We start from the raw sequence: 16,562 nt of genomic DNA, 5'->3' as shown, positions 1-16,562 counted from the left end.
GTAACTACTTTAATCATAAAAAAAGACTGTTCACAAATCCAGGTTTTTCGGATTTGTCAACAGTCTTGTACTAGAAATCGACTCTTGATTACTACTATCGAAATTAATTCATTTAAGTAAATTCAATTAATAAATTCTAAAGTACTCATGAATTCCGTCTGCAATTGCTTGTGCCAACTGGTTTTGATAGGAATCTGTAAAGAGTTTTTGACGTTCATTTGCGTTATTAATAAAACCCATTTCTAATAAAGTTGCTGGCATCGCAGCTTCACGAATAACTGCAAATGTTTCTCCATCCGTTCCACGATTATTTGCACCTGTGTAACTAACCATATTTTCTTGAATCATGTTTGTTAGTACTACACTTTTTAGGACTCTTTCAGGATTATTATGCATAGCCTCATTAATTTTAGAAGGATAATTTGGGTAATATTTATAGTAGTAAGACTCAATACCAGAAGCAGTTGCTGCGCCTAATCCAGTTGAGTTTGTGTGAATACTAACATAAATATCTGTGGCTAAATTATTCGCCATTTGAGGGCGGTCTATTAATCCTAAGTATGTATCACTCTGTCGAGACATATAAACTTCATAGCCTTGATTTAGTAATAATGCTTGTACTTTTTTAGCAACAGCCAAATTCAAGTCAGCTTCATGATAACTTCCCCAAATTGCACCAGGGTCACTTCCGCCGTGTCCAGGGTCTAAAAACACTTTCAACGATTGTCGGAACTTTACATGACTAACAGGCAATGTCGTAACACGACCATTCGTACCTGTTGCCCGGATGGTAATTGTGTGCTGGCCATCTGGAAATTGGGTTGTGTCGAGCTCATAATGAAAGCCTGCATTTCCATTATTGAAGTCAGGAAAAGCATGTTGAACATCCGATCTCGAGGCGCCATATGTTGCCTCGCCTACAACCGATCCATCCACTAATACTTCTATCTTCGTTACTCCGCTTGTATCCAAAAACCAGCCTGAGATCGTTTTTGTTCCTCTAAGGATAGTGCCTGGTATAGGATTGTCCATATATCCTTTGACATTGGCGACTGTTACTGGAATTTCAGGTAATGTCGTGACACGACCATTTGTTGCAGTTTCCCGGATGGTAACCGTATGTTGGCCATCTTGAAATTGGGTTGTGTCAAGTGCATAATGAAAGCCTGCATTTCCATTATTAAAGTCTGGAAAAGCCTGTTCGACATCTGTCCTTGCTGCCCCATAAGTTGCTTCACCTACCAAGGTACCATCCATCAATACTTCGATCTTTGCTACTCCGCTTGCATCCAAAAACCAACCTGAGATATTTTTCGTCCCAGTAAGTGTTGCGCCAACAATCGGATTGTCTACATAGGCTTTGACATTGGCAAAAGATACAGAAACAGCAGGCAATGTCGTGACACGGCCGTTTGCTGCAGTTTCTCGGATGGTAACCGTATGCTGACCATCACTAAATTTCGTTGTGTCTAGCTCATAATGAAAGCCCGCATTCCCATTGTTGAATTCTGGAAAAGCTTTATGAACATCCGTTCTCTCATTCCCATAGGTGGCCTCACCCACCAAGGAACCGTCCACCAATACTTCTATCTTCGCTACTCCAATTCCATCTAAGAACCAACCAGACACCGTTTTGGTCCCGATTAGGGTTGCGTCAGGAACCGGATTGTCAATATATCCTCTAGTGATGTCATTGGTAATAGTTACTGTACTAGCTGGTATTGTCGTGATCCGGCCATTTTTTGACGTTTCTCTAATTGAAACCGTATGCTGGCCATCATTAAATTGGGTTGTGTCGAGTGCAAAATGAAAGCCTGCATTCCCATTGTTAAATTCCGGATAAGCATTTCGAACATCTGGTCTTGCGTCACCATAAGTTGCCTGGCCTACCACTTTATTGTCCACTAATACTTCTATCTCTGCTACTACGCTTCCATCAAGAAACCAGCCTGACACCATTTTTGTCCCGATAAGTGTAGTGCCAGAAACCGGATTGTCAAGATAACCCCTGGTGATGTCATTGGAAATATTTATTGTACTACCAGGTAGTGTTGTGATCCGGCCGTTTGTTGACGTTTCTCTAATCGAAACCGTGTACTGGCCATCACTAAATTTCGTTGTGTCGAGTGCAAAATGAAAACCTGCATTCCCATTGTTAAATTCCGGATAAGCATTTCGAACATCCGGTCTTGCGTCACCATAAGTTGCCTGGCCTACCACTTTGTTGTCCAACAATACTTCTATCCTTGCTACTCCACTTCCATCAAGAAACCAGCCTGACACCATTTTTGTCCCGATAAGTGTTGCGCCAGAGACCGGATTGTCCACATATCCTTTGGTGTTTGCATTTGAGATTGTTATCGTACTTCCAGGTAATGTCGTGACACGACCATTCATTCCCGTTTCTCTGATTGAAAGTGTATGTTGGCCATCACTAAATTTCGTTGTGTCAAGAGCATAATGAAAGCCTGCATTCCCATTGTTAAATTCCGGAAAAGCACTTTGGACATCAGTTCTTGCGTCGCCATACGTTGCCTGACCTACCACGGTACCGTCCACAAGCACTTCAATACTTGCTACTCCACTCCCATCTAAAAACCAACCAGACACCTCTTTGGTCCCGATAAGTGTTGCGCCAGAAACCGGATTGTCCAAATATCCTTTAGCCATTTCAGTTGTTTGTGCCGATGCATATTGTGGAATTTGAATATACAATAGCAACGAAATTCCAAACAATAAAATCGCAAAAATATTTTTATAGTATTTCATTTTTTCTCCTTTCTTACTAGGCTGTTAATCTTATTTTTAATAAGATATTCTTTTATAATACTATTCTTCTACTATTAAAAACAGATAGAAATTACAATAACTTAAAAAGGGATAGCTCATTTTGTTGAGCTATCCCTTGTTTTAATTTCTATCGTTTAGAAAGAATCAGCTTTAGTTATTAAAGGTAATTCCTCCACCATATACCCATCCTTCTTGACCATTAACCTTAACTCGATACCAACGCTGATCATATGGATATTTGCTGATATCTCCAGGTACATAACGAACATCTGTATTGTATCCAAGTACCTCGATATTCGTACCAAAGCTTAAACTAGAGATAAACGTTGATTGTAAGGTATAAGGTATAGATCTAAAAGATAAACCATTTGTTGTAACGGTAGCTGTCTTACCCGCTGGGTAGTTAATGATAACATCCGTTGGGTACGGTTGGCCAGCAGGGATATTTCGACCAAATGAAGGAGCTATCACAGGTGATACTGGAAGTGGTCCTCTTTGATTATAGTATCCTGCATCAAATGGCTTAATGGATTGCATTAAATTCGCAATACCATTTTTCCAATTTTGATCTGTGGCATATCTTACATTCATTCCAACCAAATTGGCTCCGTTATAATATGCTCCAGACTCAGTTAAATAATCTTTGCGAACTGTATAGGATACAAAATTAATACTGTCCCCGCCTGTAGGGAAGTAATATCCGCATGTAAACGGACAAGGATCATAAGCACCATAACCATAGAGGTTAAATTTAAAATTCCTTAAATTAGATCCATCCCAACCAGTTTCCCAAATCGCATGTGCAACAAGATATTGAGCATTTACACCATACTTACTCTGAGCATCAATAAAACTTTGTGCATAGTTCTTTAAAGGACTATCAGGACGTTTCACATTAAAGAAATTAATGATGTCATTTGCAGTTATATTAGATGGCTTTCTCAAATCAACATACAGATAAGGATTTCCATTAAAAAAGCTTGTAGTTAACGAAGAAGTTGATCCATTATTTCCCGTTTCCTTTACCGTTACAGTATGTTCTCCTTGAGAGTACTGTGCGGTGTTAAGCGTAAATCGATAGCCCGAGTTTCCATTTCCGAATTCAGGAAAGACCTGTTGGACGTCAGGACGAGAAAGACCATACTGCGCCTGCCCCACATACATTCCATCCACAAATACCTCAATCTTGGAAACACCGCTAACATCTAAATACCAACCGCTTACAGTAATCTCCCCATTAGATTGAATTCCGCTCAATGGAGAATCAATATAACCAACTGTTGGTATGTTTTGAACATCCACCGTTAAGCGATCAAGCTCTTTAGTCATACCGTTTTTCCCTGTTTCCCTAACAGTTAAGCTGTGCTGCCCATTGGTCAGAGATTTCGTATTTAAGCTAAATTGATATCCTGCATTAGAATTTTTATATTGAGGATATGCTTTGAAAACATCTGGGCGAGAAATACCATACTGCGCTTCTCCCATGATATTCCCATCTACCAATATCTCAATCTTTGAAACACCACTGATGTCTAAAAACCAGCCATTGACTGGAATTTCTCCTTTTACTGCAGCACCATTACTAGGTGTGTCAATTGATCCTCTTACAGGTTCATTTTGAACAGTTATCAGCTGGCTTTCAAGTTCATTCGTAATTCCATTATTTCCAATTTCTCTAACCGTAAGTCTGTGCTGTCCATTGGTTAAACTTCCTGTATTTAACGTAAATTGGTATCCTGCGTTTTCATTTTTGTAATCAGGATACGCTTTGAAAACATCTGGACGAGATATGCCATACTGCGCTTCTCCCATACTTTTGCCATCCACCATTACTTCTACCTTTGATACGCCATTGGCATCTAAAAACCAGCCATTGACTGGAATTTCACCTTTAACTACTGAACCGTTACTAGGTGTATCAATCGATCCTCTTACAGGTTCGTTTTGGACATTTACCAGTAAACTTTCAAGTTCAGTGGTATTACCATTATTTCCAATCTCTCTGACCGTTAATCTATGCTGACCGTTGGCTAAACTTCTTGCATTTAACGTAAATTGGTATCCTGCATTTGCATTTTTGTATTCCGGAAAAGCTTTACCTACATCGTATCGGTAATTACCATACTGCGCTTCTCCTACTTTTTTTCCATCTACCAATATTTCTATCTTTGAGACACCACTACCATCTAAAAACCAGCCATTTACATGAATTTCTCCTTTTAGAACTGAACCGTTCGCGGGGGTATCCATATAGCCTTTTGCTTGAAGGTTTTGAACATTGATCACTGTGCTGTCAAGTTCATTCACAGCTCCGTTTAGCCCTGTTTCTCTAACAGTTAGTTTATGGTTTCCATTGGTTAAATTCTTCACATTTAAGGTGAATTGATATCCAGAATTTGCATTTTGATATTCTGGAAATGCCTTAAACACATCAGGACGTGACACACTATACTGTGCTTCTCCCATGCTTTTACCATCCACCAATATTTCTAACTTTGATACACCATTGGCATCTAGAAACCAACCATTTACAGGAATTTCTCCTGTTACAATTGAACCGTTTGCAGGGGTATCAATGTAGCCTTTAGGTAGAATAGACTCCGCATTAGCAATTACCATATTACTATTAAATAGTATAAAAAGTGTAAAAAGTGTAAAAAAGGAAGCAATCAGTAAATATTTGGTTACTCGTATTTTTATAATATCCACCTCTCCTACCAATCTAGAAATTTATTAACCTCAAATAAATAATATCAAACAATATTCTCGTAAACAATCTAAATTTCGACATAATTTCTATATTCTCCAACCTTACTTTTCTTAATAACAGGGAAATAACAGTAAAAAATAAGGCTTGAATACTAATATTTTTCCTAGAAAGCGGAAAATGGTAGGATAAAAGTTTGTACTATTAGTAAAAATCCATCTGAAAAATCTTGACAAATTCTCTCAATATTATACAATTTCTATGTGTTCAAAACTTGAACGGTGAAATTTAAAAATAAGTCTATCTCTATGCTAAAGGTGTTGATTGTTTGATTGAAAAAGAGTTTAGGATTTTAGAAATTCTAAATAAAGACTGTACCCTCAGCCAACGTGAGGTTGCCACGAAGGTAGAAGTTTCTGTTGGTACTGTGAATTCAATAATTAAACAGCTTGTTAATAAAGGTTATCTCACAATTAAAAAATTATCGAATTCCCAACAATATGTAGTTAGTGAAAAAGGGGTCGTAATTTTAGAGGACTATATTAAAGGCAGCCTTAATAGGAAGATTGTCTTCCCAACAAAAAAACTTACTAAGATTACGCAAGCCGTAATTTTAGCGGCCGGTGAACGTACGGGTTTTAAACAGCCCATTGGTTTTTTAAAACTTGGACAAGGGACCATTGTCGAAAGAACAATTAAGTTACTGCATGAATGCGGTATTAAGGACATCATCATTATTACTGGATATGAAAGTCACTATTATGAGAATTTAACAAAAAAATATTCTCGACTGACTTTAGTGAAAAATGAGGACTACCGCTGGACAGGTACTATGGCTTCTTTGGCTTTAGCACAGAATTACATCGAAGATGACTTTCTACTACTCGAAAGTGATATTGTTTTTGAAAGAAAAGCACTACTAGAGTTAGTAAAAAACAAAAACCGAAATTGTTTGTTAATCACGAATGAAAGCGGATCAGAAGACGAAGTATTTGTTGAAATTAGAGATGGTTATATCTTTAAAATGTCAAAGGACCGGCATCAATTCAATAAAATTGATGGGGAACTTATTGGAATTTCCAAAATTTCCATCGATATCTATGAAAAAATGCTTGAAGAATATAGGCATAATAAAAATCCATATTTTAATTACGAATACACTCTATTGGACGTCGCAAGGACTTTTAGCATTGGCTATTCAAAGTTAATTGATTTAGTTTGGACAGAAATAGATACCAAATGGCATTATAAAAACTTGATTAACTATATTTACCCTATGTTAATCGAAAAAGATAATGGAAAAAAGGAGGCTGGACAAGTTGACACAAATTAAACAGGCAGTTATTTTAGCCGCAGGTGAACGAAAAGTATTTGAAACGCCTGTTGGCTTCCTTGAATTAGAAGACAGTACGATTATCGAAAGAATGATTACTACTTTAAATGGTAATGGCATTGACAAAATTATTATTACAACTGGTTATAAAAAAGAGTATTACGAGCAACTAGCTAAAAAGAGAAATGTAACTTTGGTTTATTGTGATAAATATAAATGGACTGGGACAATGCATTCCCTAGCACTGGCTTCAAAGCATATTGATGGTGATTTTTTATTAATTGAAGGAGATATGGTCTTCGAAGAAAGAGCTATTTCTTATCTGCTTAAACATCCTAATAAAAATTGCATGTTAATTACCAGTGAATCTGGTTCTGGTGATGAGGCTTTAGTTGAAATCCGGGACAATTACATTCATCGTATCTCCAAGGATATCCATCAGTTGAACAAGATTGATGGTGAATTCATCGGAGTTTCAAAAATATCATTAGTAGCGTACAGAGAAATGATTGAGGACTTCAAATATAACAAAAACCCTTATCTTTATTACGAATATGCACTCCTAAATATTATTAATAAACACAACATCGGCTATGAAAAAATTGATGATTTAATTTGGAGTGAAATTGATACAACCGAACATTATAATAACCTAACATATTTAGTTTATCCAAAGCTTAAGCGAAAAGAAATGGAAATTAAGAAGCAATTTGTTAAAGATTTACTTTCCAATATTTTAGAAATCGACCCACAGTCGATTAGCCATATAGAGAAACTGGGCGGTTTAACCAACAACAACTATAAGGTACGAATAAATGAAAAGGATTTTGTTGCAAGAGTACCCGGATTTGGGACAGAAAAAACGATCGATAGACTTAATGAAAAAATTAATTCTTCACTTGCATACAAAATTGGTCTAGATAGCAGATCCATTTATTTTAATGAGTTTACAGGACTAAAGATAACTGAGTTTATCGAAAATGCTGAGACGTTAAATCCCACAACAGCAAAAAGAGAAGACAATATGGAGCTGATAGCAGGTGTACTAAAAACACTACATACCAGCAGTGATACATTCAATGAAGATTTTGATCCCTTTGAAGGAACCTTATACTACGAAAATGTACTTTTGGAAGCCAATGGCAAGCTTTTCGATGATTATCTAGAGCTGAAGGAATTATTTATGCCCTTAGAAGATCAGTTAGCAAATCTCGGTATGGTGAATGTTCCTGGGCACCTTGATGCCCTTCCTGAAAACTTCATTAAAAGTGGTGAAAACAAACTTTATTTAATTGATTGGGAGTACAGTGGCAATTATGATTATCTTTGGGACGTAGCAGCAGTTTCCCTAGAATGCGCTTATTCTGAGGATGAAGAAGAATTATTCTTCAAAAAATACTTTGGAACGAATCCTACAACGGAAGAACGAAGGAAAATAGAAATTCACAAAATTATGCAGGACATGTTTTGGAGCATGTGGAGTGCTGCAAAGGTCGCGTTGGGAGATCCGTACCTGGCTGACTATTCCCTTGACCGATACAACAGAGGAAAAGAAAATTTATCCAATTACATGAAAAATGAATCAAATTCATTTCTTCAAAATATATAAAAAAATTTATTGAATGTGCGGTGGAGTTATGGGGATTATCGGCAATATTGTAATTTATATTATTATGGCGTGTGCAGTTATTGGTGCTTTCGCAGCGATTCGGAATGATGAAAAAGGACTTGGAAAGGAATTCATGCAAGGTTTATATTCCATAGGTCCAATATTTGTTCCTGTAGCAGGGATCATGGCTTCAGTCCCTTATTTGTCTCTATTTATTAGCAAAGTCTTTGGACCGGTTTTTAGTTTTATTGGTGCAGACCCATCAATTGCTGCAACCACTTTTATCGCGGGGGATATGGGTGGATATCAATTGGCAGATGCGCTGGCACAATCGAAAGATAGTTGGATCATGGCAATGATTATCGGCTTTATGGCAGGAGCAACAATCGTTTTTAGTATCCCTGTAGGTTTAACTATGCTTGATAAAAGAGATCACAAATATATGGCACTTGGAGTTATGTCTGGTATTTTAAGTATCCCACTTGGGGTATTTATCAGCAGTATGATAATGAAATTAACTAGTACACAAGTTAGAGGTGAGGTTTCAACAAATGCAGCTTCGACACATACCTTCGCACCAGATTTTGGAACTCTGTTTTTAAACTTAACACCGCTTATCATTGTGGTTATTCTAATCGCACTAGGCCTTCGTTTTATTCCTGATAAAATGATTAAAGGATTTATGTGGTTTGGACGATTTATGGATATTGGAATTAAATTAGTATTAGTATTTTCCATTGTGGAGTATTTTACAGGAATCTTCAGTACACTATTTGGTTCATGGGGATTTGACCCAATTATTGCCGATACAGAGGATCAGTTCCGAGCTTTAGAAGTTGCAGGATATATAGGGATTATGCTGGCAGGGGCATTCCCGATGGTATACCTGATTCGAAAATATTTATCTAAACCTCTCGAGATTATTGGAAATAAAGTTGGTTTAAGTTCTGAAGGCAGCGCAGGATTACTAGCTGGTGCGGCAAATATATTAGCTATGTTTAACCTAATCAAGCACATGCGACCAAAAGATAAAGTCATTTGTATTTCATTTTCTGTAACATCCGCGTTTCTAATTGGTGATCATTTAGCTTTTACTGCAAACTTTCAACCAAATATGATCCTTCCCGTAATGGTTGGTAAGCTATCTGGTGGTATTATCGCCATTGTTCTTGCCTATTGGATTTCTGTTCCAAAAGCATTGGAGCTTGAAAAATTGGATCGCGCAATTGGGGTTATCGGAAAAGACGAATACATTAAACTGTCTCCTAACGATGCTTAACATTTAGTGAAAGATAATCAATCAACTTGGATTGACACAGGAGGGTGAATAAATTGAAAGCAATAATATTAGCTGCTGGTATGGGAACAAGATTAAGACCGTTGACAAATGACACACCTAAATCCTTAGTTAAAGTAGCTGGGGAACCGATGATTGAAAGACAAATTAGATTTTTAAAAGAAAAAGGAATTCATGAAATCATTGTTGTTACTGGGTATTTGCATGAGAAGTTTGAATATCTAAAGGAACGATTTGGTGTCACGCTTATTCATAATGATAAATATAATTTGTTTAATAATATTTATACAATGTATCTTGTAAGAGATTATTTACAAGACGCATTTGTTACAGAAGCAGATGTGTTTATGGTCAATAATTTTATTAAAACTGATTTGGAACACTCTACCTATTTCGCAGGAATAAAACATAATTTTGAACAAGAATGGATTCTTAAATTCGATGAAACTGACAGAATTCATGATATTGTCATTGAGGATGGTACAGATTATATTATTGCCGGTGTCTCTTATTGGACACAAACAGATGGACTTTACATCAAGGAAAAGTTAGAAGAAGCAATTGAAAGTAGAGACTATAAGAATTTATATTGGGATAACATTGTACAAGAAAATATAAATAACATTCATTTAAAAATTACAAAAGTGAATTCAGACGATTGGTTCGAGATAGACTCAATAGAAGATTTAGAGCGGGCAAATGATTACCTTTTAAGTACAAAGTTATAAGAAACTTCAAAAACAGCTGGTATATACATACCGGCTGTTTTTGTGTTTAGAAATAATAATTTTCCCTCTCTTTTATGGATATGCATTTTAAATTTAAAAAAGAATAATACTATAGTAAATTTGATAATCCAGCCGAGAGAGTGAGAATATGTCTTCTAAGAGAATAAAATGGATCGATACTTGTAAAGGGATAGGTATAATATTAGTAATTGTTGGTCATACTCCTATCGATCCAACAGCTAGAAGTATTATCTATGCATTCCATATGCCCCTATTCTTCTTTTTCTCAGGATACTTTTTTTCTGAAAACAGATATAAAAACTTAAAAGAAATTGCTATCTCAAAGTTTAAATCGTTAATCATTCCTTATATTTCTTTTTCAATTATTTCTGTTTTCCTTCTAAGGTTCTTTTTTGATCAACCTATTGCCCTAAGAGTTTTTCTTGAACAAATGATTATTTCCAAACGAAATAGTATATCCTATGATGATCCAATTTGGTTTTTAACCTCTTTATTTACCATTGAAATTCTTTTTTACCTATTGGCTAGATTTTCAAAAAACATACATATTCGATTGCTATCTGTCATCCTAATAGGGTTTACCTCAAGCATATTATTGAAGGTTTTTGCTGGCGGGACTATTTTACCTTGGAGTTTGGATCAATCACTTTACTATTTGATATATTTTGGTTTTGGACACTATATTAAAGGGATCAATTTCTTTAAGAAAAATAAGACAAGGTCATTTATTATTATTTTAAATTCTACACTCTTTCTTGCACTTATCCTTTTTCAAGAAGTTTATTATAGCTTTTGGAATCTTTTAAGCCTCCCATCAAGTTTGTTTTCAATATTCGATGCGATTATTTGGGCTATATTAGGTATATCATTTGTCATTTTAATTTCCCAATTTCTATCGTTTATATCTTTGCTAAACTTCCTTGGGAAAAATTCACTTATACTTATGTCCTTGCACATTCCTCTAGGTTTTAATTTCTACAATAATTTAATAAGAGCAAGGCTAAATATTGAGATACCAAATTTAAATCTATTTGGTATTGCAGCAACCCTATGTGCAATTTTAATTTTAATTCCCACTTGTTTAATTATTAATAGATTTTTCCCTTTTATACTAGGGAGAAATATGAATATTAATCCTTTAAAGATAACTAAGAAAAGCTGACTTGCATCTCTAGTCAGCTTTTCCCCTATATTTTAACAATACTTATAAAGTTTCAAGCTTTTTCGCCATAAACTTTATTAAATCTTCCCTCAATTCTTCCTTTTGAAGTGCAAATTCAATTGTCGTTTCAATAAAGCCCAGTTTTTCTCCTACATCATATCTTTCACCTTCAAACTCATAGGCAAAAACACGTTGAATATGATTTAAATTCTGAATGGCATCTGTCAGCTGTATCTCACCACCTGCCCCGATTTCTTGCCTTTCCAAAAACATAAAAATCTCAGGGGTAAAAATATATCTGCCGATAATAGCCAAATTGGATGGGGCTGTTCCTAATTTAGGCTTTTCCACAAAATTTTTAACCTGATAGGAACGCCCATCTTGATGAATCGGATCAATAATTCCATAACGGTTGGTCTCATTCTCTGGTACTTTTTTAACTCCGATAACGGAAGAGTGCGTTCGATCGTACTCATTCATTAGTTGTTTTAAACAAGGAGTTTCTGCTTGAACAATATCATCCCCTAGTAAAACGGCAAATGGTTCATTTCCAATAAAATTCCGGGCACACCATACAGCATGTCCGAGCCCTTTTGGTTCCTTTTGTCTAATATAGTGTATATCAACCATTTTCGATGGTTCTTGGACTTTTTTTAAGAGCTCCAACTTTCCTTTGTTTAGCAAAGTTTGTTCAAGTTCATATGCATAATCAAAATGATCCTCTATCGCTCGTTTCCCTTTCCCTGTTACGATAATGATATCTTCTATCCCAGATTCAATCGCTTCCTCCACTATGTATTGAATCGTTGGCTTGTCAACAATGGGCAACATTTCTTTAGGCATTGCTTTCGTAGCTGGTAGAAAACGAGTACCAAGCCCAGCTGCTGGAATAATGGCCTTTCTTACCTTATGCATATTAACCTCCCCTTTCAAACATATTCTTCGTGCCTTTCCAATAATCTTCTTACTGCACATAATAACAAATTATAAGTTGAAAAACACTAATGGCTGTTTTGAGATTAACCATTATTAAACAAAACAACCTTACTCCTAAGGAATAAGGTGCTTTGTTTGACTATTAATTCTCGAATTTTCGTCTTCTCACAATAAGTGTAATACCAAGCCCGACAACGAGAATACCAAATAATAAGTAGTTATACATATTTGTTGCGGTATTAGGTAGTTTCTCCCCTGTTGTTGGTTTCGTTGTTGGCTTCGTTGGATCTGTTGGTTTTGTTGGATCTGTCGGATTTGTTGTTGGATTGTCGACAGTTGATTCTTTCGCTATTAAAATTCTGCCTTCAATTGCTGCTGTAATCGGTTTTGTCTGTGCCTTAACATAGTTCACAAAAGTATCTAAATCCGTTAACCAAACTTTACGTTCTTTACCTTGTTTTAGAATGGTGTAGCCATCTCCACCATCTGCCATAAAGTTATTGACCGCAATCGTATATTCGGCCTTAGGATCAATTTTTGATCCATTTGGTAAGAAAATATCTAAAACTTTTTCACCTAGTGGTTTTTCAACTGACCAAGTGTATTTTAAGCCAGAGATCGCCATGATCCGATTTCTATCCGCTGCAAATTGCTGATTTAACAAAGTTCTAATTTGCTCTCCGGTTAACTTCAATGTCACAATGTCATTACCGAATGGCTGGATTGCAAATAATTCACCCCATGTAATTGGACCTTTATTTAGGTTATCACGGATACCGCCTGAATTCATGAAAGCAAAATCTGCCTTTGTGCCATCACGCATTGCATCTGCGATTAAGTTACCAAGTGCTGATTCACCAGCTTCATTTGCTGTACGTGTTAACTCAATAGCCGCATCTCCAACTTCTTCATTAATAATAGGAGCAATATCAGCCATGTAAGCATCAAGTTCAGCTTGGACACCTTCATCTAGGAATTCAGGTGTTTGGAAAGTTGTAACGATCTGTGCTGATTTCGCAATAATGTCTTGTGTTTCAGGATTGATGGTTAAATCAATATCAGAGAAGGCAGTACCATAAGAATAGGATTGAACAAGTAACTTACCATCAACTGTTGAATTCAAATATTTATGGTCATGCGCACCAAAAATAACGTCAACTTCATCATCTACTTGATTCGCAAACTCAACAACTTCTCCGGTAGGATTAGAGCCATCCATTGCAGAAGTTCCTGGATTATGAGCTAACACAACAATTGATTTAATTCCTTTTTCTTTAAGTTCTTTTGCATATTTGTTGATTGCTTCCACTTCATCTGTAAATTTAACACCTGCTACACCACTTGCCGTAACAATACTAGGTGTTTCAGTTGTAATAACACCGATAAATCCAATTTTCACTCCATCAACTTCTTTTATAGCATAAGGAGGTAAAATTAATTCATTTGTCTTTTCATCCACAACGTTTGCAACAACGTATGGGAAATTTGCTCCTTCAAACTTACCATATTTTTCAACAGTTGCCGGATGTGATCCACCTTTGATAAGGCGCTTCATTTCTTTAACACCTTCATCGAACTCGTGGTTACCAACTGTTCCAAGATCAAAGCCAATTTCATTCATAAAACGAATGGTAGGCTCGTCTTGTAAAAGTGCAGATACCGGACGGCTGGCACCAACAGCATCACCTGCATGAAGCATGATCGTTTCAGCATTATTTTGTAATTCTCTGTCTTTCAAATAACCTGATAAGTATGCAATTCCACCTGCAGGTTGTCCGTTTACTTTAGTAGAGTAGTCAAGTTGTCCGTGGAAATCATTAATTCCCAGTAATTGAACATGGACGTTTTGATCTAATTCAAATAATTGATAACCTTCTTTAGTCGTAGATGCACCAAGTGCTTTAACATTTGGTGTAGTGCCTAGGTAATCAAGTGCTTCAGGCGCACTATTGAAAACGATCTTTGCATTACCGCCAACACGAGCAATTTTCCAGTTGTTATCTGGAGCAGGTGCAATTTTACCTTGTGCACTGATGTAGTCCATAAGGATTTGACGATTTTCGAATGGTGAATCAACTATCACCCTAGCATCCTTTAATTCTGCTAATCCCCCGCTGCCGCCAGCACGATAATTATTGGTCGCAACGATATACTTTTGAGCAGGATTGATTGGTGTTCCATCTAATAATGTTAATTTAGTAACCCTTTGTCCCGCTGGCTTTGTTACATCAATTTCATATTTAACCCCATCCATTACATCGTAATTGTAAGGGCGGAAATCGTAATCCAGTAATTCTTGAGGCTCAGTTTTAGCAGGATCAATCGTTTTGAATTGTTCAGCTGATTTTTCGATCCAGCGCTTAACTTGATCTCCATTTACCTCAATAGCCTTTAAGGTATTATCAAACAAGTACAAATCAGCTGCACTTTTGATGGTTACGTCACCTTTTTTGATATTCGTGTAATCGGCTACACCACCACGTCCGCCTTTAAATGGCGCTGCTGCAGAAAGTACTGGAATGCCCTTTAACTCTGGAGCATTTGTGTTAATCCAATTTTTCACATAGTCCATTTGAGCATTGTTGACGATTTGTGAAGATGCATCATCCATTACTCGTGTAAAGAAACTGTGCATCGGAATTGCAGTAGTACCAATTTTTCCGCGTACATAATCAAGTGTGGCTTGATGTTCAGCAGCTACAGCTTTAACAATTTCTTCATCAGGTTGTGTGGAAGCACCTACTGGGCGGTTAACCGATTTTGAGTTTGTTTTATCAACTGTCCATTTTCCATCCGTACCTTGTACTAAAGCCAAATCAAGTACACCAAGATTGTTACCCCAGTATCCAGCTTCAACCGCTTGTGTACCATTAATTGTACCTTTTACATTATCAATTCCTGGCTTCCCATTGAAAGATTGGTCCCCAGGGAAGTTTAAGTGAGCATGACCAAATAGCATGGCATCGATGCCAGCGACTTTTGTTAAATCGTAAACAGCATTTTCAGCCTCTTCTTGACCTTCTTCTGCAATATCACATCCAGAGTGTGCAACCGCAACAATTACATCTGCACCTTTTGCTTTCATTTCTGGAATAAACTTGTTTGCCTGCTCTACAATATTTTTCGTAATAACTTTACCAGTAAGGTTATCCTTATCCCAACGCATGATTTGTGGCGGCACAAAACCAATTACCCCAACTTTAATCGTTGACTTATTACCGTTATTGTCAATGATTTCTTTATCAAGAATTTCGTATGGAGTAAAGTAGTTTTGATCGTTGGCTGGGTTACCATCTTTATCATCATGGTATACATTCGCGTTAACAATTGGAAATTCTGCTTCTTGCATCACATCTTGCAAATAGTCTAAACCATAGTTAAATTCATGATTCCCAACTATAGCAGCATCATAATTTAAATAATTCATAGCTTTAAAAATAGGATGTGTATCATTTGGTCCAAGCTTGTTAACCTTAGCTACATAACTAGCTAATGGGTTTCCTTGAATCGTATCTCCAGCATCAAACAGCATAGAGTTATCCACTTCTGCTCGTGCTTGATGTATTAAAGAAGCCGTTTTTGCTAAACCATAATTTGGTACTGGTGCATCCTTAAAATAATCATACGGCAAAACATTACTATGTAGATCAGTAGTTTCCAAAATACGTAGAGTTGCAGTATTTGTACCCTCTGCACTTACGATACTTGGGAATGCATTCAATGGAACTGTTGTTAGTGCGAGTCCAACTGCGAGAAAACTGTTTAAAACACGTTTTTTTATGTTTCTTTTAATCTTTCTCTTCACACTCAATCCACCCTTCGACAAAAGATTTTGCATTGCATGACTATTCTACTAATTTATCTCAAAGATTAATAGTAGTTTTTTGTAAACTTTTAAATATTTTTGCCGAATTCATTGTCTTTCTTACTTTTAAGCGAGAAATGTATGCGGTTAAACACGAACGAAAATTAATATACG

9 protein-coding genes are annotated in these 16,562 nt (G+C 36.4%); 5 read left to right on the top strand and 4 right to left on the bottom strand.

The genetic code is table 11. The features are described 5' to 3' along the window. Nucleotides 1-126: 126 nt before the first annotated feature. Together BLR86_RS10640 and BLR86_RS10635 are read right to left on the bottom strand one after the other, a co-directional pair. Nucleotides 127-2,769, bottom strand: coding sequence for an N-acetylmuramoyl-L-alanine amidase (locus BLR86_RS10640; RefSeq protein ID WP_090761154.1), 2,643 nt, complete (start codon nucleotides 2,767-2,769; stop codon nucleotides 127-129). A gap of 171 nt (nucleotides 2,770-2,940) precedes the next feature. Further along, nucleotides 2,941-5,499 (bottom strand): Ig-like domain-containing protein, encoded by a 2,559-nt coding sequence (locus tag BLR86_RS10635; RefSeq protein WP_090761152.1) that lies wholly within the window; start codon nucleotides 5,497-5,499, stop codon nucleotides 2,941-2,943. A gap of 326 nt (nucleotides 5,500-5,825) precedes the next feature. Between BLR86_RS10635 and BLR86_RS10630 the strand changes: the two genes are divergently transcribed. The 5 genes from BLR86_RS10630 to BLR86_RS10610 all read left to right on the top strand — a co-directional run bounded on the left by BLR86_RS10630 (nucleotide 5,826) and on the right by BLR86_RS10610 (nucleotide 11,647). Next, nucleotides 5,826-6,830, top strand: coding sequence for a winged helix-turn-helix transcriptional regulator (locus tag BLR86_RS10630; protein ID WP_090761150.1), 1,005 nt, complete (start codon nucleotides 5,826-5,828; stop codon nucleotides 6,828-6,830). Next, a complete protein-coding gene (locus BLR86_RS10625) occupies nucleotides 6,817-8,439 on the top strand; it encodes an NTP transferase domain-containing protein (protein ID WP_175492855.1) in 1,623 nt (540 codons plus the stop codon). The genes BLR86_RS10630 and BLR86_RS10625 overlap by 14 nt, the downstream gene beginning before the upstream one ends. 28 nt (nucleotides 8,440-8,467) lie before the next feature. Then, complete coding sequence (gene eutH / locus BLR86_RS10620; RefSeq protein WP_090761146.1) at nucleotides 8,468-9,718, top strand: ethanolamine utilization protein EutH; 1,251 nt, start codon at nucleotides 8,468-8,470, stop codon at nucleotides 9,716-9,718. Between the two features lie 53 nt (nucleotides 9,719-9,771). Next, nucleotides 9,772-10,464, top strand: a complete 693-nt coding sequence (locus BLR86_RS10615) for a sugar phosphate nucleotidyltransferase (RefSeq protein ID WP_090761144.1) — start codon at nucleotides 9,772-9,774, stop codon at nucleotides 10,462-10,464. Nucleotides 10,465-10,612: 148 nt separating this feature from the next. Next, complete coding sequence (locus BLR86_RS10610; RefSeq protein ID WP_090761142.1) at nucleotides 10,613-11,647, top strand: acyltransferase family protein; 1,035 nt, start codon at nucleotides 10,613-10,615, stop codon at nucleotides 11,645-11,647. Nucleotides 11,648-11,689: 42 nt separating this feature from the next. Here BLR86_RS10610 and galU read toward each other — a convergent pair whose 3' ends face one another. Then, nucleotides 11,690-12,562 carry a UTP--glucose-1-phosphate uridylyltransferase GalU gene (gene galU / locus BLR86_RS10605; protein ID WP_090761140.1) on the bottom strand — a complete coding sequence of 291 codons (873 nt, stop codon included), beginning with the start codon at nucleotides 12,560-12,562 and terminating at the stop codon, nucleotides 11,690-11,692. A gap of 163 nt (nucleotides 12,563-12,725) precedes the next feature. Next, nucleotides 12,726-16,388: a bifunctional 2',3'-cyclic-nucleotide 2'-phosphodiesterase/3'-nucleotidase gene (locus BLR86_RS10600; RefSeq protein ID WP_254782301.1), complete on the bottom strand. Its 3,663-nt coding sequence runs from the start codon at nucleotides 16,386-16,388 to the stop codon at nucleotides 12,726-12,728. Nucleotides 16,389-16,562: the final 174 nt, after the last annotated feature.

This window comes from Bacillus sp. OK048 (genome assembly GCF_900103525.1).
Classification (GTDB): Bacteria; Bacillota; Bacilli; order Bacillales; family Cytobacillaceae; genus Neobacillus.
The sequence above is the reverse complement of the archived record's forward strand: the minus strand, read 5'-3'. Positions and strand labels throughout refer to the sequence as shown.